The 19,910-nt window shown below is 40.9% G+C and carries 15 protein-coding genes and 2 pseudogenes; 5 read left to right on the top strand and 12 right to left on the bottom strand.

Annotated elements, in window-relative coordinates:
* Positions 1-2: 2 nt before the first annotated feature.
* The 10 genes and pseudogenes from nikB to NSR00_RS02655 form a co-directional block, all read right to left on the bottom strand.
* A complete protein-coding gene (nikB, locus tag NSR00_RS02700) occupies positions 3-944 on the bottom strand; it encodes a nickel ABC transporter permease (RefSeq protein ID WP_340786809.1) in 942 nt (313 codons plus the stop codon).
* Positions 945-2,468, bottom strand: a complete 1,524-nt coding sequence (gene nikA, locus NSR00_RS02695) for a nickel ABC transporter substrate-binding protein (RefSeq protein WP_340786806.1) — start codon at positions 2,466-2,468, stop codon at positions 945-947.
* Positions 2,469-2,811: 343 nt separating this feature from the next.
* Positions 2,812-3,678, bottom strand: coding sequence for an alpha/beta hydrolase (locus tag NSR00_RS02690; protein WP_340786804.1), 867 nt, complete (start codon positions 3,676-3,678; stop codon positions 2,812-2,814).
* Between the two features lie 363 nt (positions 3,679-4,041).
* Positions 4,042-5,067 (bottom strand): FecCD family ABC transporter permease, encoded by a 1,026-nt coding sequence (locus NSR00_RS02685; RefSeq protein WP_063388261.1) that lies wholly within the window; start codon positions 5,065-5,067, stop codon positions 4,042-4,044.
* Entirely contained in the window at positions 5,060-6,067 is a 1,008-nt protein-coding gene (locus tag NSR00_RS02680; RefSeq protein ID WP_340786802.1) for a FecCD family ABC transporter permease, read from the bottom strand. Before NSR00_RS02680 ends, NSR00_RS02685 begins: the two co-directional genes overlap by 8 nt.
* Positions 6,068-6,087: 20 nt before the next feature.
* A pseudogene (locus NSR00_RS02675) lies at positions 6,088-6,300 on the bottom strand (iron-uptake system-binding protein); the annotation flags it as partial.
* Between the two features lie 146 nt (positions 6,301-6,446).
* Positions 6,447-7,814: an ISLre2 family transposase gene (locus NSR00_RS02670; protein WP_340786800.1), complete on the bottom strand. Its 1,368-nt coding sequence runs from the start codon at positions 7,812-7,814 to the stop codon at positions 6,447-6,449.
* A 508-nt stretch (positions 7,815-8,322) separates the two neighbouring features.
* Positions 8,323-10,188, bottom strand: a complete 1,866-nt coding sequence (locus NSR00_RS02665) for a PTS fructose transporter subunit IIABC (protein WP_340786799.1) — start codon at positions 10,186-10,188, stop codon at positions 8,323-8,325.
* A gap of 13 nt (positions 10,189-10,201) precedes the next feature.
* Entirely contained in the window at positions 10,202-11,116 is a 915-nt protein-coding gene (gene pfkB, locus NSR00_RS02660) for a 1-phosphofructokinase (RefSeq protein WP_340786796.1), read from the bottom strand.
* 2 nt (positions 11,117-11,118) lie between these two features.
* Positions 11,119-11,868 (bottom strand): DeoR/GlpR family DNA-binding transcription regulator, encoded by a 750-nt coding sequence (locus NSR00_RS02655; protein WP_094245600.1) that lies wholly within the window; start codon positions 11,866-11,868, stop codon positions 11,119-11,121.
* A gap of 852 nt (positions 11,869-12,720) precedes the next feature.
* On the opposite strand from NSR00_RS02655, the gene NSR00_RS02650 reads away from it, so the two are divergent.
* The 5 genes and pseudogenes from NSR00_RS02650 to NSR00_RS02635 all read left to right on the top strand — a co-directional run bounded on the left by NSR00_RS02650 (position 12,721) and on the right by NSR00_RS02635 (position 16,716).
* Entirely contained in the window at positions 12,721-13,092 is a 372-nt protein-coding gene (locus tag NSR00_RS02650; protein ID WP_340786794.1) for a transposase, read from the top strand.
* Positions 13,038-13,313, top strand: a complete 276-nt coding sequence (locus NSR00_RS18015) for an IS3 family transposase (protein WP_445659549.1) — start codon at positions 13,038-13,040, stop codon at positions 13,311-13,313. Before NSR00_RS02650 ends, NSR00_RS18015 begins: the two co-directional genes overlap by 55 nt.
* 500 nt (positions 13,314-13,813) lie before the next feature.
* Entirely contained in the window at positions 13,814-14,755 is a 942-nt protein-coding gene (locus NSR00_RS02640; protein ID WP_063386903.1) for a Gfo/Idh/MocA family protein, read from the top strand.
* A 40-nt stretch (positions 14,756-14,795) separates the two neighbouring features.
* The gene (locus NSR00_RS18010; protein ID WP_445659572.1) at positions 14,796-14,909 is read left to right on the top strand and encodes an HAD hydrolase family protein; all 114 of its coding nucleotides are present in this window, start codon (positions 14,796-14,798) and stop codon (positions 14,907-14,909) included.
* A gap of 595 nt (positions 14,910-15,504) precedes the next feature.
* Positions 15,505-16,716 (top strand): annotated as a pseudogene (locus NSR00_RS02635) (MFS transporter).
* A 407-nt stretch (positions 16,717-17,123) separates the two neighbouring features.
* On the opposite strand, the gene NSR00_RS02630 reads toward NSR00_RS02635, so the two are convergent.
* Positions 17,124-18,473: an allantoinase gene (locus NSR00_RS02630; RefSeq protein WP_340786792.1), complete on the bottom strand. Its 1,350-nt coding sequence runs from the start codon at positions 18,471-18,473 to the stop codon at positions 17,124-17,126.
* 160 nt (positions 18,474-18,633) lie between these two features.
* Complete coding sequence (locus NSR00_RS02625; protein WP_340786790.1) at positions 18,634-19,896, bottom strand: pyridoxal-phosphate-dependent aminotransferase family protein; 1,263 nt, start codon at positions 19,894-19,896, stop codon at positions 18,634-18,636.
* Between the last annotated feature and the right edge of the window lie 14 nt (positions 19,897-19,910).

The following is a 19,910-nucleotide window of genomic DNA, read 5'->3' as shown; positions in this document are numbered from 1 at the left end:
TTTCAACGTCTCTCTACTCCTTTTAAACGTATCTCAGGGTTTAAATAACGGCAGCAAATATCAACGAAGATATTAATCAAGACAATCAAAATCGTAATAAACAATACATACCCTTGAATGACCGGATAATCCCGGCTAATAATCGCATCTACCACCATTTTTCCAATTCCCGGGTATGCAAACAGTACTTCAATGACAACTGTGCCGCTTATTAAACTCCCAAGACTCATACCAAAAATCGTTATGATTGGAATTAAAGAACGGCGGAAAACGTGGAATAAAAATATCCGTTTTTCACTAATCCCTCTTGCCCTTGCCGCTTTCACATAGTCCTCATTCAAGCTTTCTAGTAAACTGGAACGCAGCAATCTGACATAAACAGCTGACATCGCGATTCCTAACGTAAGGGATGGCAGGATGACGTGTTGAATCGTTCCCTTTCCCATGCTTGGCAATATCCCTAATTGAACGGCAAATAATTCAATGAAAAGGAGCCCAAGCCAAAAGCTGGGGATGGATGAACCGACTAGTGCAAACAAACGGCATATATGGTCCACCCATTTATTTTTATAGAGTGCAGATAGAGTGCCTAAAGGAATAGAAATCAGAATCATTACGATTAAAGAAGTGCATGTGAGCGTAATGGTCGCAGGAAACCTTGATAACAACTCAGAAACTACCGGCTGCTTTGTTATATAGGAATGGCCTAAATCAAACTCGAAAAATCGTTTCAACCAATACCAATATTGAACGTATATAGGTTCATGTAACTTCAGTTCTTCTCTTAGCGCTTCAATTTGTTCTTTCGTAACGGACACTTCATCTACTTGAAGCATCTGTTTGACAGGATCGCCAGGTGCTAGTTTTATAAATATAAAACTAATGAAAGACAGCAGAAGTAAAAATATGATGAACTCTATGAATCGTTTCGCTACTTGAATCATTTACCCTTCCACATCCAAATCTTTTGTTAACATATAATACTCGCTTTTACTAGTCACCCAATTTTTTACTCCGTCACGATAGGCAACAATAATATTTGGATGTACGATAAAGGAATGGAGAGTCTTCTGATCAATGATTTTTAATGCTTTCTTCGCCAAATTGTTCCGTTCGTTCACGTCTACCGTTTGGTTCAATTGTTGAATGCTAGCTGTTAATTCTGGATGGTTAATACTCGCGTAGTTCAGCGCTCCGTTCGGCATGTATGTCGCATTCAAAAAGTATGCCGCATCTCCGCGCGGAGCCGTCACACTGCTGTATGTAGCAAAATCCCAATCATCATTGGCCGCTAAATACTCATCAATATTTTCCACTTGCTGAATCGACATCTCTATGCCAAGTTCCTTCGCCTTTGATTGGAGAATTTGTACAATTAAAGGAAGTTCAGGACGTGATGCGTATGTCAGCACTTTAAGCCGAACGGCCTTTCCGTCTTTCGTAACTTTTCCGTCTTCTACTTGAAAGCCTGCGTTACTAAAATACTGTTTCGCCGCCTCTATTCCGCTTTCCTTTTCTTCATAGGATGGCGCAAACGGAGAACCAGCCAAAAAAGGACCTTTCGCTTCAACGGCATGTCCATTTAAAATTTGTTCAACAATTTCCTTCCGATCTATTAAAGCATCCATCGCCTTGCGCACATTTTCATCTTTCATATAGGAGCTCTTCATATTATAAAACAGCTGATGTGTACGCAAACTTGGAACAGATTCTATTTTTACATTTTCTTCTTTTAATTTTTCAAGATTTTCTACCGGCGGTCTAAAAATAATGTCCGCATCTCCTGATTGAAGCGCCATTTGCCGTGCATTGGCATCCTCGTTGAAAGTAAATGTTGCTTTTTCAAGCTTTGCTTTGCCATCCCAATATTTTTCAAATCGTTCGACCTTCAGCTCTACCCCAGGCTCAAAAGAAGAAATTTTAAATGGCCCCGTACCGATTAGCCTTTTATCAATATCTTTTTCATCAACATCGACGATCGCTGTATTTGGATGTACGAGCTCTGAAGGAAATTGCGGAAATACTTCTTCCGTTTGAATCGTTAACAATTGACCATCGGCTTCCATTTTGCTGATTTTTAATGCCGCTTGAACAGATGGACTATTGTTGATTGCTCTTTCTAACGAGGCCTTCACCGCTTGAGCATCAACTTTTTTCCCATTATGGAATGTAACACCTTCTCTAATTTTAAACGCCCAGTTTTTCCCATCTTTACTTTTCCATTCTTCTGCAAGCCAAGGTTCAATTTTTTGCTGTTCACTAATTTTGACAAGCGTCTCTCCTACTCCCGCACGAACTATCGTATAGTTCGTGTCTAAATGCGGATCGAGCGTGTTGGTTGGAAAGTTAAAAAGCAATGTTAATTCTTTGCTGCTCTTCTCCTTTTCTTTTGAGGAAGACTGTGAGCATCCGACAAGCAAAAAAATTGTTGTTAAAAGTATTAATATGCTTTTAAAATATCGAAACATTTTCTCACCTTCCTAAATCGTAATGATTACTACTTTTATTTTCCTATCATACATATATTCGCTATTTTTGTAAATATTATTTCGAACAAAAATAATTCAAGATCACATATTTTTGAAATATCCATTTATTTCTCGACATTCCTACCCCAAAAATTGATGAGTTTCTTCCAAAAAATCCATTTTGAATCACATATAAGGCAAAATTAAAAGGCATGAGTCCGGTTTAATACCGAATTCATGCCCAAACAGTTGCCTAAATTTCCGTGTCTAACTTTTTGGGTTCAGTTCAATTTTTTGAAAAAAGTTCGCTCTCCTTATTAAGCATGATAGGAGCCTTGACAGATTATGTGCCCTGCTTTTCGCTTAGTGCAAACCTCACAGCACGGTTAATCAACGCCGGCAGCACGGACACATGGCCTTCTTCCTCAAATTCTTTAAATTCCACGTGAAAATTGTTTTGATCGAGTCGTAATAGTCGTTCTGCAAGCTCTTTAGCGTTCGCATTCATGCCGCTTTTATGGAATTTTTCCAATTCTCCTACAGTGATTAATAATCGTATATGATGCTTATCATTTTCTAAACTAGAGATAAATTTTTGCTCTGCATCAAGTAGAAGCGATTTATTCCAATGAATGGACGGGCTGCCTGCGATATACGTATTGAAGGCGTACGGCTTTGTAAACAATGTTTGTAATACGAAGAGGCCGCCGAGTGAATGACCAAAAATCGCTTGTCTGTCTTTATCAATTTTGAACCTGCTTTCGATCAGCGGTTTAAGCTCCCCATCAATAAATTGCAAAAACTGTTCCGCTCCGCCATATTCTGGTCTGTCTGTCCCCTCTCGTCTCGAATACAATTCCGAAGCTGGCGGAGTCAGTGTAAAATCATAGTAGCGTTCAGGAGAAAACGGTTTTTCGATATGGTAACCGATGCCGACTACTAGTGCTGGAACGATTCCTGTCCTTTCGGGCCGCCTTGATTGGATACGGACTGCCTCAAACATCGTTCCGAATATAGCATTAGCATCCAAGAAATAAATAACTGGAAAGCCTGAAGGAGGAGGAGGCACATCAGGTATACCAAGCAAAATTTTGTATTGCCGATTTTCTTTTGAACGTATTAAAAATTGTTCAGTACTCGGAATGCTAACTTCTCGGCCAGCAGTATCTTTGTCCATCACATCAGCTTGTTTATCTTTTTTCCTATGCATGGTTAAACGCCTCCATATCATTGATTGATATAATCGGGGCAAAAATTACAACCCTCCAACTGAACATTTCAATCTCTTTTCCAAAGCCGACAAACATATGTATTCGCAACTGGTACTCTATTCTCTGACGGGCAAACGGGCCCTTCCTTCATTAAAACAACCTGATGGGTAGCCGATTTTTTTGAATGGATCGCCTTCTATGGTTCATAAGACTTTACCTAGTATTTAAGACATCGCTTAGTAATGCCAAAATGGTGCCGAACGATGATTCTCATCTATATGAAAATAATTAGGTAAGATGATGCGGGATGACCTTTGAACTTATGAATCATTTACACAATTCCACGTTTCATTAGAAAACTCTCATTTTTTACTATCTTTAAATAATAAATAAATGAAATAAGGAACACCGATGATGGAAATGACAATCCCGACAGGCAATTCAGCTGGAGAAAAAACAGTTCTGGCAATATAATCGGAGACAATGACCATAAGCATGCCGACCGTTCCGCTGACGGGAATTAGCCAAAAATGATGGATTCCGACCAAACGCTTGGCGATGTGCGGTGCTATCAAACCGACAAATACAATGTTTCCTGCCACAGAGACACAAGCGCTCACAATTCCGATACTGCATAAAAGGAACACATTTTTTTCTTTTTCCGTACGAATTCCCAGTCCTATTGCTCTATCTTCTCCTAATTGAAGCAAGTCGAGTATATACGATTTTTTTATAATAATAGGAACTAATATGACGAGCCAAGGCAAAATAGAGACAATGTATTTCCAATTAGCATTCCATATACTTCCATTCAACCAAACTGTCGCCATTTCAAAATCCTGAGGGTTCATTTTCAAGGATAAAAACATAGACAAGGCCCCAAACCCAAATCCTATTGCAATTCCAACCAAAATCGCACGTTCGGAATCTAGTTTTCCATTTCGCCATGAGAATAAATAAATCAATAGTGCTGAAGCCAGTCCGCCTATCCAACCAAACAGCGGCATTGCCAAAGTTGACAGCCATCCGCTTCCCGTTATTTGTCCTTCAAAAAAGAGCATAAAAATAACGATAGCGGCTCCTGCCCCTGAATTGATTCCTAAAACGCCAGGGTCTGCAAGTCCATTTCTGCTGATCCCCTGTAAGGTTGCACCCGCCACTGCGAAACCAAATCCAATCAATGAAGCTATTAAAATACGGGGCAAGCGAAATTCAAATATGACCAAATCATGCTCAGAATTGGGATCAACCCGCAGCAAAGTCTTTACTATATCGATAACTTTAATATCAAATTCACCGTTTGTTAAGCTGACATATATTGCAGCAAAAATAAAGACTATACTGATCAGCATCACTGTCCAAAATCGTCTCGCCATTTGTTTATGCATATGTTCCTCCTCCTCTCTTGTAAATTAAATAGAGGAAGAAAGGAACTCCGATTAGGGAAGTGACAACTCCAATAGGAGTCTCAAACGGGTAATTCAAAAATCTGCTTAAAATATCGGACAGTGCTAAAAAAATACCTCCAAGTACTCCGGCGCAAGGAATAACCCACCTATAATCGATTCCAATTAAAAATCGGGTTATGTGCGGAATGATTAAACCAACAAATCCAATATTTCCTGCCAGGGTAACAGAAATACCAGTCAAAATGACGGTGCTGGCCATTGTTAACGCTTTGACCAACACCGTTTTCTGTCCTAAACTTACAGAAACTTCTTCACCTAAAGAAAGAATTGTGAGCGATTTGGAAATATAAAGAGCCATTATGATCCCGACAATTGCAAAAGGAATCGCAAGTTTTATTAGAAAGGGATCCATCTGATGCAGCCGGGCATTATACCAAAAACTGATGTTTTGCGATACTTGAAAATACGTTGACAAGGCAGCGGAAATACTGCTGAGAAACGTTCCAATAATAGTTCCGATGATCGCCATTCGAACGGGTGACATTCCGTTTGGCATAAGCGACGCCACGCCGAAGACGAAGCCAACAGCAATGGCTGAACCGAGTAGTGAAAATATTATCATGCTCAAAGATGATGCATCCGGCATGAAAATCATGCAAAGTGTAATAGCGAAAACCGATCCGTCAGAAACTCCCAAAATCGAAGGGGAGGCAAGATAGTTCCTCGTCATTCCCTGCATGATCGATCCAGATATGGCCAAGAAAATTCCGATTAAAAGTGCTCCAATCGCTCTTGGCAAACGGGAATGTATTACAATTTGGTGATTTACATTTTCCGGATCAAAATGAAAGAACGCCTCCCAAACCGTTTCGAAATTTATATCTTTCGCTCCATAAAGTATAGATAATAGAACTATGAGCACAAACGCAATAGGTGAAGAACATAAAATGAGAATGGATATAGGAATCTTTAAGCGCATATTATGATTCCCGCCCTGCATCATTCATTTGCCAATTTTTCAGTCGCTGCTTTTAAGAATTGAATTTTACTCCATGCTGTACCGCCTTGTGCCAACGGATCCACAACGTTTACGAATACTTTGTCGTTTTTAACTGCATTAATGCTTTTCCAGATCGGATTCTTTTGCAATTCCTCTAGTGCTTTTGGATTCTCTTGGTTCTCATCCTCTGAAAATTGGACAAAGAGATAATCGAGTCAGTCAAGACTTTGTGGGAACTTTTTTGATTCCTGAAAACAGATGTAAGTCATAGGTTAGCGAACCATTTTTTTGAATTTCATCCGTAAGCGCTTTCGGACTCTCATCCCTTGCCATGACAGACGAATATGTATACCTTTTTTTACCATCCCTTGAATTCAGACAGGGCATGATAGATCGGAGTCCCGGACGATTGCTGTAAATATGGCACGTTATTCCGCGTTACCTCTGGAAGAAGACGGCGGATGCGTTGTTTCGCCTTGTTCACGATCGTCTGTTTGGTAGATGCCGTTTCCTCCGCCGGATGCGACGATTCTTCTCCTAAACGATGTCCGAAAAGACGAATCCCATCCATCCGGGCAATCATTGCCTTGAAAAACGCCCCGAGTCCCTTGTCTGTCCAACTGCGGCGGTATTTCACCCGATACGCCAGCTGGCTCATCACGCTTTCAGCCCTCCCCATCGGATACATGCCCGTTGTGTCCACTCCTTGCTCCTTCAGCCATTCCCGGTAATCACGGATGCATCCCGGCATCGATTCGATCCGGTGGATCAAGGCAGCCAGCTGTTGTTCTTTCGCTTCGTCCCCCAGCGTGCCGAGGGCGCTGTTCAGTTCCACAAGCAGCTTCTCTTCATCCTGCTTCGCCAGCTTTTGCCGAATCGCCTGCCACCGTGGATGGCCCGAGAGGCATTGGCGCAACTCACGCGCCACGTGGAATCGATCCAATTGGAAGCAGACCCGTCCCTTGAAATACTCCCGGCACGCGGTAATCCATGGAGCGCCGTCCCCGTTGATGACAAGAAGATCCCGACACGGATCATAGGCATATTCGTTCATCAAAAATTCCTCGAAGCCTTCCCACACCTCCCCCTTGCCCTCATGGACGTAATGGCGCTGATTCACGAATTCGATCCGTGAGCCGTTGCGCTTCCACCCTTCGTGAACGGTCAGGATTTTGTCTTCCTTGGCCCGTTTTCCCTTCCCTTGGCGAGAGACAAACAGTCCATCGGCCTCCACAAACAGCACCCGTCCATATCGCTGGTCAACCGGGCAGTGCAGCGGAACTTCAGCCTCGAGCACCAACTGGCGGATCGCCTCATGGCTCATCACCGGATACCCGACCATCTGGGCAAGCGTATGAGCCGCTTTGCGATAGGAAGAGCACTCCACAGCCAATCCCACCGCCGTTTCTTCTAGACAAGGGCTGATTGACTGCGATCCATCAAACGCTAAAAAGGAATCAAGCAAAAACGTGTAACGGTTTTGTTCTCGGTCTAAATAGTAGTTTCGCTCAAAGGTAACTTCGCCAAACAAGGTTTGAATCGTGGTGCGTCGTTTGTCTTTCAAGTGGTACCGGCGCTTGTCCCGGGTTTCCGCCAATTGTCGGTCGATGTCCTCCAACAGAGCCGTAAACAGCTCAGCGAAGGCGTTTTGCAGGGCTCGAAACAAATCAAGTTCGATCTCTTTCCATGTCAACGAATTTGTGGTAAGATGTTGTTGAATATTCATGGGACTCTCTCCTCCTGTTTGTGGTGTGGTCAATGAACATCTTACCAGGGAGAGAGTCCTTTTTTCATGTTTCCTGCTTGGGATCCTACCGCGCTTTGCTTGGTGGCCCCGATGAGGGGGATTGCGAACCTACGTTCCCAACCCCCTCATCGGGGAATTCTAAGAATTTCTCCCACAAACATTTTACTCACACATTTGCTTGTGCTCAATAAAGAGTTGAAAGAGTCGTCGATTCCCGGGGATTTTTGCACGATTGGGGGTCGACGACAACAGTTCTATTACTGCAGTAAGTAAATGACATGGGGCATCTAAAGCTTTTACAAGTTTCGTCCACTATTTCTAGTTTACAAAGAGTCTATTCCGAGGGTAAGTCGTAACCAATATCTCCCCGCCAACAAGCATTTTTCTAAAAATATCATCACACCTTTTCAGTTCATACCGCAAACAAAAAAGGGTTCAGACCCTAGATCCGAACCCTTAAAAGAAATTTGCTGCTCGTATTAGTCTTTTATTCTTTTACTTCTTTCTTTAAGAAACCGACCATAAGAGCTGTTACAAATGAACCAATTAAAATAGCAAGTACATATAACCATGGACTGCCGCTTATAATCGGGATGACAAATATGCCTCCGTGCGGTGCTGACAAACCAATTCCAAATACCATCGTTAACGCACCGGCAATTGCGGAACCTACGATAATCGATGGAATTACACGTCCTGGATCAGCTGAGGCAAAAGGAATGGCTCCTTCTGTTATAAAGGTTGCCCCCATAATATAGCACGTTTTTCCTGCTTCTCGTTCTGCTTTTGTAAACTTCTTTTTAAACAAAGTTGTTGCAATGGCTAGTCCTAATGGGGGAACCATACCGCCAGCCATAATCGCAGCATGCGGGGCGTAGTTTCCTGCATCAATCATCGCTAAACCGAATGTAAAGGCTGCTTTGTTGATCGGACCTCCCATATCTACAGCCATCATTCCCCCTAAAATCAAACCTAAAAGAACTAAGTTCCCAGTTCCTAAGCCTTCCAGCCAAGCTTTCAATCCATCGTTAATCGCTTTAACAGGATCATTCACCACATACATCATAATAAAACCTGTAATTAAAATACCGAATAAAGGATATAGTAAAACTGGCTTAATCCCTTCTAATGATTGCGGCAGAACCTGAAAGATTCGTTTTAAAAGAACGACTAAATATCCGGCTAAGAAACCGGCAATTAATCCGCCAAGAAAACCGGCCTCCCCATTTGCTGCCAAAAATCCTCCGACCATTCCCGGAGCAAATCCCGGACGATCCGCAATACTCATGGCAATAAATCCGGCTAAAACAGGAATCATTAATTTAAAGGCATTTCCGTTGCCAATAGTCATCAATGCTTCAGCAATCGGATGGTAAGATGGATCGTTCGGATCGAACGCTTTAATCCCAAAAATAAATGAAATGGCAATCAAGATACCGCCGCCAACGACAAATGGCAGCATGTTTGAAACCCCATTCATGAGGTGCTTATAAAATCCTTTTCGTTCTCCGCGTTGAAACGCTGAATTTGTTTCTTTTCCCGAAGCTTTGTAAATAGGTGCGTCTTTCTTTAATGCTCGTTCAATCAACTCTTTTGGTTGGCGAATGGCTTGTGCAACAGGGACTTCAATGACATGTTTGCCATCGAAACGGTCCATTTCCACTTGCTTATCTGCAGCCACAATGATTGCGTCTGCCTCTTCGATCTCTTCTGGCGTCAGCTTATTTTTGACACCGCTTGAACCATTCGTTTCAACCTTAATGTCAACGCCTAACTCTTTCGCTTTTGTCTTCAAAGCATCCGCTGCCATATACGTATGAGCAATACCAGTCGGACAAGCGGTAACGGCTAAAATTTTTCCTTTTTTAGAATCGATCTGCTCGCTCTCTTCTTCATTTTCCTTTTCTTTTTCATTGATAATTTCAATGATTTCCTCAGCAGAATTGGCTGATTCAATTTTTTTACGAAACTCTTGATCCATTAACAATGTCGATAAACGGGAAAGTGTTTCTAGATGAGCATTGTGGACGCCTTCACTAGCTGCAATCATGAAAAATAAATGGCTGGGCTTACCATCTAAAGACTCAAAGTCAATGCCTGCTTTTGAACGACCGAATGCGATCGCAGACTGTTTAACTGCATTCGTTTTAGCATGCGGAATCGCTATCCCTTCGCCAATTCCAGTCGTACTTTGAGATTCACGAGCAAGGATGGCCTCCTTAAACGCTTCTTTATCGTGAAGCTTCCCTGCCCTCGCAAGCGTTTCTATTAATTCATTAAGTACTTCCATTTTGGTAGCAGACTGTAAATCTAATATAATCGTCTCTTCCGTTAATAAATCCGTGATTTTCATTATACAATCCTCCTTACCGATAAATTTCCAAGCGAATATTTGGAAGAAGCTGTTCCACACTTTCCTTTGTACATAAATCTTCTGAAAATGCTGTTGCACTTCCGGCACTGACGCCGTGTTGGAATGCTTTGATCGCGTCATGGTTTTGAATATAGGAGGCTAAGAAACCGGCAACAGTTGAATCCCCAGCTCCTACTGTATTTTTCACGTTACCTTTTGGGACTTTGGCCAATATGGTATGATCAGCATTAATCAATACTGCTCCGTTTCCTCCCATGGTAACGATTACATTCCTTGCTCCTTCATTTTGCAGCTTCTTTCCGTACTTTATTGCATCTTCTACCGTCTCAATGTTTACATGAAACAACTCTCCTAATTCGTGATGGTTCGGTTTTATTAAAAAAGGTCCCATAGGTATCAACCGTTTTAGACTCGGTCCTGATGTATCAACGACAAACGGTATTTCCCTTTCCTGACAAATCGATGCTATCGTCTCGTAAAAATTTTCAGGAACTGTTGGAGGCAAACTGCCAGCAAGCACTAAAACATCATCTTTATTTAAAGAAGAAATTTTTGATAATAGCTTTTCCTGCTTTTCTTTTGAGATGGCAGGTCCATTCCCGTTAATTTCCGTTTCTTGATCTCCTTTCAGCTTTATATTGATCCGGGTAGGCTCTTCCACCTCAGTGAAATCGATGGCAATATTTTCACTAATTAATGCATTCTTAAGAAAGTCTCCTGTAAAACCGCCTGCATACCCTAATACAACACTATCGATACCAAGGCGTTTCAATACGCGGGACACATTGATCCCTTTTCCTCCCGGGAAGTAAAGTGTTTCTTCCGCTCGGTTCAATTCTCCTATTTTTAAGTGATTAATACGGACGTGATAATCAATCGATGGATTTAAGGTAACCGTATAAATCATGATTATTTCACAACCTTTACTGCGGTTTTGGCTGAAAATTCTTCTAAGATTTCTTGATCAATTTCATCTGTAATAATGACGGCATCATTTAAATCTGTAATTTTTGAAAAGGTAAATTCATTAAATTTTGTATGATCAGCCAGAACAAATGACTTTTGTGAGAGATTCATTGCGAGGCTTTTCACAGCCGCTTCTTCTGGATCAGGAGTTGTATAACCAAACTCAAGGTGGATGCCGTTAACACCCATAAAGGCCTTATCAAAACGATACGATTGCAGCCCCTCTTGAGCCCCCTTACCGATGAGAGCTCTTGTGGTCTTTTTTACATAACCACCCGTTAAATAGGTTTCGATATTTTGTTCAAGCAGTGCTTCCAAATGGGTTAATCCATTTGTTACTACTTTTATTTTTTGAGCAGAAATGTACGGGATCATTTGAAAGGTGGTTGTACCCGCATCCAGATATATACAATCACCATCTTGAATGAGACTCGCTGCATATTGAGCGATCATCCGCTTTTCTTCTAAATTCTTTGTCGATTTTTCGGAGATGCTCAGCTCTTCACTTCTTTGTTGAAATAAGGAAGCTCCGCCATGAACTCTCTTTAACTTTTTTTCTTTTTCTAATTGGCTTAAATCTCTTCGAATCGTAGATTCTGACGAAGAGGTTGCCTCCACCAATTCTTGAATTTTGACGACTCCCTTTTGTTCCAACAGCTCTAAAATGATCCGGTGTCTCTCTGGTGTTAGCAACCTTATCAACTCCCATCTGGATGTTTTCTCTTTCTCTAATTTCATTATAGTGTAAGCACTTTCGAAAATCTATCATTTTTTATCAAAAACATTCAAAAATGATCGTTTTATGACAAAAATCGGTCACAAACGATCATATGACAAGTCCATTTAATCCAAAACGAGAAAAAAAGGAATCTTCTACATCATGTTCGCCAATAAAATAACCCTTTCTCCTACAGACATCTGTCAAGGAGAAAGGGTAGTAAATAAGTTATGAAAAACGTTGCCCTTCGTGTTGTGAACCAGTCCGAATGAATGAGATTTAAGTTCTTATAGTTAAGATAAAAACCTAGCCATCAAGATTTACCTCGACAATAGAAAACAAAAGTTTCAATTCCTGACAGTCAAGATAAAAACTGTGAACATGGATGACATCGAAAGAATACTTAGATGTTTCAATTCCTCATTGTTAAGATAAAAACGATGCTGTCAAAACAGGTGATATTTTTGCTAGAAACATGTTTCAATTCCTCATAGTTAAGATAAAAACGCGAAGTTGCCAAGTTCCCATTGCAGGAATAGGCAACGTTTCAATTCCTCATAGTTAAGATAAAAACCACAAGAGTACCTGATTAAAGCAACCAATCCTCAAGGTTTCAATTCCTTATAGTTAAGATAAAAACATATGAAACGAAATACGGTCCAAGAGTAAACTTTGGTTTCAATTCCTCATAGTTAAGATAAAAACAATAATGCATGTGTTGATACAATATTTTTGTTATTGGGTTTCAATTCCTCATAGTTAAGATAAAATATAATGCTCCCATAAGGTGAGACACATGAGCGTGATAAATAAGTTATAATGATACCATGAAAAAAAGAAACCGATATACCGCAGAATTTAAAGCTAAGGTGGTTCTTGAGGTGTTGCGTGAAGAGCAAACCGTCAATGAAATAGCCGCCAAATATGAATTAAGCCCAGTCATGGTCAGTCGTTGGAAAGCAGAATTTCTAGAACGATCCTCGATGGTCTTTGAAAAAGGCTCAAGCGAAGTGGATAAAATCCGTAAAGAATATGAGGCCAAACAAGAAAATTTAGAGAAATTGGTAGGTCAGTTAACGGTGGAAGTTGACTGGCTGAAAAAAAAAATCTGGGCTCAAATAAGTCTGTTGACGAACGAAAGGCTATGGTCGAATTCAATCACCCATCGATCAGCATCAAGCGTCAGGCACAGTTATTAGGTATTCATCGTACTAGCGTGTATCGCCAATCAAAGGGGCAAACAGAAAGCTCAGAAAACATCATGCTCATGCACGAAATGGATATGCTTTATACAGCTCATCCCTACTTTGGCTACAGGCGCATGACTGCGAAACTTCGTGAGAAAGGATTTGATGTGAATCATAAACGCGTACGCCGTCTCATGCGCAAACATGACTCAATATCATATTACCGCAAATAATGAACTTTTGCACGGGTTATTGATGCGAGACAAAGGATTACCAAGCTGCTTAAGCAAGTCGTGAAGCAACTTCTCTAAATATTCGTAACTTTTTCTTCCGTTTCCAAAATTCCATACCGTTCTTTTTCAATTTCCCGCCCTGCGTGTTCGGTGCCAAGGCAATCCCGAACCGAATAATCTTAAGGGTACCAATAATACGGCCAGTATAAATGTAATGGTCGGTCCGATTGACCAAGCGAGTTGGGTTGCTCCCACTCTGAATGCCTGTTTATTCTTTTCAGAAATTCGATCAAAACAGAAAAGCAGATGAAAAGAAACTGTCGTTTACTCTTTTTTTCGGGACTTTTCAGACAGATCTTACCATGTTAATATGTTTTGGTTTTTATTGACATGGAGTTTTAAGTTAGTTCAAAAAAAGATAATCGAATAAAAAGCTGCTGCAGAACATGTTATAATATGATATTCATGTACAAATATGAACAATAAAGGTGGGATTCGTTATGAGATTTGGTATTATAGGAACAAACTGGATTACCGACCATTTTATAAAAGCTGCAAGCGCACACCCGGAATTTTCCCTCGGCGCTGTTTATTCGAGAACAATGGAAAAAGCAAAAATGTTTGCCGAAAAATATCAAATAAAACACGTGTACACCAACCTTGAAGAAATGTTTCAAAGCGGCAATATTGACGCCGTTTATATTGCATCCCCCAACAAATTCCATGCCGAACAAAGTATTTTGGCCATGAAAAATAGAATTCACGTTCTTTGCGAAAAGCCGGCAGTAACGTCCGTGCAAGAAATGGATGAGGTCATTCAAACAGCCAAAACTTACAATGCCATGTTTATGGAAGCGATGAAATCAACCGTTACACCGACCTTTTTAAATTTAAAAAAACATCTTGACGAAATCGCTCCGATCAGACGATTTGTTTTCCATTACAATCAATATTCTTCACGATATGATAAATATAAAGAAGGAATTATTGAAAACGCCTTTAAACCGGAATTAGGAAACGGTTCGAAAATGGATTTGGGTGTATACTGCTTAGCACCGATTGTTCATCTAGTCGGCGAACCAAAATCCATAGTAAAAAATCACTATTACTTATCCACCGGTGCAGACGGTCAAGGAAGTATGATTTTAAATTATGATAATTTTGAAGCAGTCGTAATGTATTCCAAAATAACAGACTCCTTTTTCCCTAGTGAGATCCAAGGTGAAAAAGGTGTTATTGAAATTGACAAAATCAGTGATCCGAAGAAAGTTGTCATCAAATATCGAAACGGTGAAATAAAAGATTTGACCGTGGAACATAAATTTGAAACGATGTATTATGAAGTAGAAGAATTTATAAACTGCGTGAAAAACGGCAAAATTGAATCCGATATAAATAGTCATGAACGGACAAAACAAGTTGTGAAGCTGTTGACGATGTAGTGAAATTCCTAACGCCAGTGGAAAAATGCTAATGAAATGAATCGCAATCGACTTAGACGGCACACTTTTAACAAATGATCATATGATTAGCGAACGAAACCGTGAAGCAATTGTAAATGCACAAACAAAGACAAAGCCTCTTTTACCCATTTAAAGGCAGAAGAGGCTTTCTGTTTTTCTCTCCGCTATTTTCTTTTCCGCACGTTCAATCATTGTTGGTACGGCTCTTTTGAAACATAAATAATTGGCAATTTGGCTGTATGATAGTAATTGGTCTCCAGAACGTCAAACAAACTTCTCTCTTTCGTCTTGCTTGCAATTCCTCATAGTGAAGATAAAAACGGATACGGGCATCACGTCATTATTGGTCATGGAGACTTGCAATTCCTCATAGTGAAGATAAAAACCCCAAAAAAGTGTTATATACACATTTCATTTTTTATGCTTGATTGATTATTTTCAGGGAAACTTTGCCAATCCTTTGATTTGCATCGGTTCAACAGAGATTTTTGCACGATTGGGGGGCGCCGACAGTTGGCATATTCAAATCACTGGGACCGTCTTCTGTAAAGTAACCACCATCTCGGAATATGAACTGATTTTTGTCGCGATTGACGGAGAAAAATATTGGAAAAAATGGCTTGACTTAAACATCCAATTCGGTAGAATAGAAAAAATATTGAATCTTTAAAATTTTGAAGTTAGGAGACTAAACTAAAATGATGTTACGATTTCACTATGCTTAGGTTATTTTATTTGTCACGTTTTTATCTCTTTTAGCCGTTCAAGGTGTTCGTCTTTCTTTCGGGGCTTTTGTTGAACCTTGGGAAAGGGAATTTTCAATGGACAGAGGGACGGTATCGCTAATTTCGACATTAAGCTTTATCGTTTATGGACTTTCCCAACCATTTATAGGAAGGTTAGTTGATAAATTTGGGCCTCGTATAATCCTTTCTGTCAGTACTTTTTTGGTGGCAGTTAGTATTCTATTAACAGCTTTTGTCCATCATCCATGGCAATTGTTTATTCTATATGCCATATTTGTATCACTTGGGGTTGGCGGAGCGTCAAACGTGGCTGCAACAGTAGTCGTTACAAACTGGTTTAATGAAAGACGAGGATTTGCTTTAGGAATTGTCGAAGCAGGGTTTGGAGCCGGACAAATGCTGTTGGTACCAGGATCTCTATTATTAATTCAATGGTTGAATTGGAAAGCAACGGTCATCATCTTGGGATGTTTTTTAATGATTGTTGTGTTTCCAATTGTCCTGTTAATTTTACGAAACCATCCTAATGAAAAAGGTATGTTGCCAATTGGCGGAATGGATCAAGAAGAAAGCACAACTTAACAGCCAAGTAAATTCAATGATTTTTCAATTTGGGATGCTTTTCGTAAAAAACAATTTTGGTTCTTGATTTTACCATTTAGCGTTTGCGGTTTTACCACTACAGGTTTAATGGATACACATCTTATCCCTTATGCCCAGTTGTGTGGAGTTCCAACAAGTGCGACTAGTGCAGCAGTAACTATATTGGCTGCTTTTAATATTGTAGGAATACTATTTTCTGGTGTGTTAGCAGATCGCTGGAGTAGTCGAAAAATGCTCATCTGTCTATATGTTATACGGGCATTATCGTTGTTTATTCTATTCTATAGCTATAACCCTCTGCTATTAATTATTTTCGCTATCGTTTTTGGATTGGTTGATTTTTCCACTGTTGCTCCTACGCAATTGTTGGTCACGCAATACTTTAAACAACACTCTGTTGGTTTTATCATTGGTTGGCTATCTTTCAGCCACCAAATTGGATCAGCACTAGGAGCCTATGTGCCGGGTTTACTATACAGTTACCACGGGAATTATAATGTTGCTTTTTATTTTTCAATAATCATATTAGTCATTTCAGCAATCCTCACCTTCTTTCTTCCTGAATTTCCCAAAGAAAAGGTAACGATTTAGGAGAAGGCACCTATGCGATTTTTTGGAGACCTCGAACCTGTTGTCACTCGGCAAAAAAGCTGAACAAATTCGTAAGACTGACCTATTCATTTATTTATTGGGCCAACCTCAATATTCGCAGATCCCCTGTTCACATTTTTATTTGCCTAACCAAACTTCCTGTTTCGGTTTTCCGACAAGTCCTTTAAGGCTGCAGATAACGTGCTAAAAAAATTTTGAAAACTTTTCACGGAACATGATTGCAAAATGGAGGATACGGAAAACGTTCAAAAAAAAGCTGTCCAGAAAGTCAAAATCCATTGAAAACGAAACATTATAAACATTGATATATCAACGTTTCTAAAACATTAAAGGGGCGTTTATAAGCCGGAAAATTGACTTATTAGACAGCCCCCTTACCCTTTCCATCATAACTTCAGCCATTGGCCAAGAGGCTTGGAAGCCCGTATGCGCCCGTTGTCAAATACCAATTTCCCCCGTTGAAATGTCGCAAGGATTTTGCAAGGAAATGTATGATTGACATATAAACTATGCTTGTGTTTTTGAAGCAAACTGTTTTTCTCGACTGTGAAGGAATCTTTTAAACTTATAATCACAAAATCTGCGTCTTTTCCTTTTGCAATTTCCCCTTTTTTCCCGTCCAATCCAAATCGTTTGGCGGGTCTAGCAGATGTCCAATGAATCAGCTTCGGAAAAGGAATGCGATAGCGAACCGCTAGTTCGATCATCGCCATCAATGTAAATTGCCCCCCGCTGATTCCTCCCCAAACATTGAAAAAATTCGTTTCATCTTCTTTCAAGCTCCATGGCGACGGGGAATGGTCGGATGCGACAAAGTCAATCTGATCTTTTAAAAACAAATCAACCAATTTTTTTTGGTCGCTTAATTCGCGCAATGGGGGAGCGCATTTTGCAACCGCTCCAAGCTTTTTCGTATGTTCATGGTCAAACAAAAGATAATGCGGGCACGTTTCCAATGTGACATCAAGTCCTCTTTTCTTCGCTTGCTGGATTTCTTCAACGGCTTCTGCACTGCTGATATGAACGAAATGCAAAGAACAGCCGGTCTGTTCCGCAAATGTAATGGCTTTTCTGACAGCTAGCCATTCCGCAGCAATCGGTCTTGATTGTAAATAATCGTCCGGACCGAATTTTTCTTGCCGCTCTTTTTCTCTCTGCAAAAATTGCACCATTGCACCGTCTTCTGCATGAAGAGCCAAAATTTTACGCAAGCCGGCGATCGTTTTCATTCCATTCAAGAGCGTATTATCATCAACCGCTGCGAATTCTTTATTGCCGCTCGGAGACATGAAAGCTTTAAATCCGACAACTCCTTTTTCCGCAAGAGGCGCTAAATCATTTTTATTGCCCGGAACAAGCCCGCCCCACAATCCAAAGTCAACGAATGACTTTTCCTCGCCTATTTTTCCTTTTTGTTGAAGAGCTTCAAGATCAGTTGTAGAAGGGACACCGTTCAGCGGCATATCAAAAAACGTTGTACAGCCGCCCGCTGCAAGCATAGATGAACCTGTTGAAAAGCCTTCCCAATCCTCTCTGCCCGGTTCATTGAAATGAACATGGACATCAATCAATCCGGGAAAAACGTATTGGCCTTCCGCATCCCAAACGACATCGGCTTCCCCGTCAATGTCATCGCCAATTTCAACAACAATGCCGTCTTTAACAGCTAAATTTGTTTTTTTCACTTCGTCAAGAAACACAACGCTGCCGTTTTTGATAAGAGAATCATATTTCACTCGAACCATCTCCATTTCTTATCATTAAAAAAATGGCATCAGCTGAATTTTATATAGATCAATGGACTGAACGCTTTCTCTTCCGTCTGAATGAATTTATCAATTTCTCAACCGATCGCAAAAATGAATGATGATCAAAATTTTGCGCCATTGACACAATTTATCGATGAACTACACTAGAAAAAGCTGACTCCTTTCTTTGTTTTCCATACATACTCAGCGCTGCTTGTGCTCCTTCACCTCTGTTTATGCGAACACCGTGATAGATGAGAACTGCCTCCAATGCTGTCAGCAGCTTGAGAATATTTTCTTTGCGGCAGCTGTAGCCCATTGTACCGATCCTCCAGATTTTTCCGTGGAGCGGGCCAAACGAGCTGGCAATTTCAATCCCGAATTCATCCAGCAGCATGCGGCGCACGGATTCTCCATCGACGCCCTGCGGTATGTTGACGCATGTAACGGTCGGCAGTTTAAAGCGTTTATCGCCGAACAATGTGAGTCCCATTGCTTTCAGCCCGGCCATTAATGCCCGTTCATGGAGACGGTGGCGTGCAAATCGATTATCCAATCCTTCCTCCATAATAAGCCTCAAGCCTTCACGCAATGCGTAAAGCATTGATGTAGCTTCCGTATGATGATTTAATCGCCGCGGGCTCCAATAATCTTGAAGCTGGCTTAAATCAAAATAGTTGCTAATAATTGTTTGACCTGAGGCCATTTGCTGATCCAATTCCGTCCTAATTCCTCTTTCTACCTTTTTACGCGACAAAACGATTTTTTCAATTCTGTCATTATATGTGATGGGAGCCATCCCTGATGGAACCGATAAGCACTTTTGCGTCCCGCCGATCACGCCGTCAAGCTGCCATTCGTCGACATTCACGTCCGTTCCTCCAATTGTCGCAACCGCATCGACTACAAGAATTACATCCATCTCCCGGCAAGCTTTCCCGATCTCCTCAAGCGGCTGCATGCACCCCGTTGAGGTTTCCCCATGGACGATCGCGACTATTTTCGGCTGAACCTTCTTTATTTCTCTAATTACATCCTCCGGGTCAAACACCGTTCCCCATTCACGCTCAATTGTAGTGACATCAGCCCCGTAACGTTCGCATATTTCGGTTAATAAATAGCCGAACCGGCCATATATTGGGATCAGCACTTTGTCGCCCTGTTCGATAATGCTCGCCAGCATCGCTTCAATGCCCGATCTGGAGGTTCCATCGATAGGGAACGCCCATTTGTTGTCCGTACGAAATAAATAGCGAAGCATTTCCATTACTTCATTCATGATCGAAGTAAATGCAGGATCAAATTGGCCTAAAATCGGCGTACTCATCGCCTGCAAAACTCTCGGATCGACTTCAACAGGCCCCGGTGTCATGATCGTTCTATTAGGTGTCTGTAGAGGCAGAAATTTCATTTCGTCCACAATCC

This window comes from Aeribacillus sp. FSL K6-8394, assembly GCF_038008865.1.
Lineage (GTDB): Bacteria > Bacillota > Bacilli > Bacillales > Aeribacillaceae > Aeribacillus > Aeribacillus composti.
Note: the sequence above shows the minus strand (reverse complement) of the source record. Positions and strands in the feature narration are given on the sequence as shown.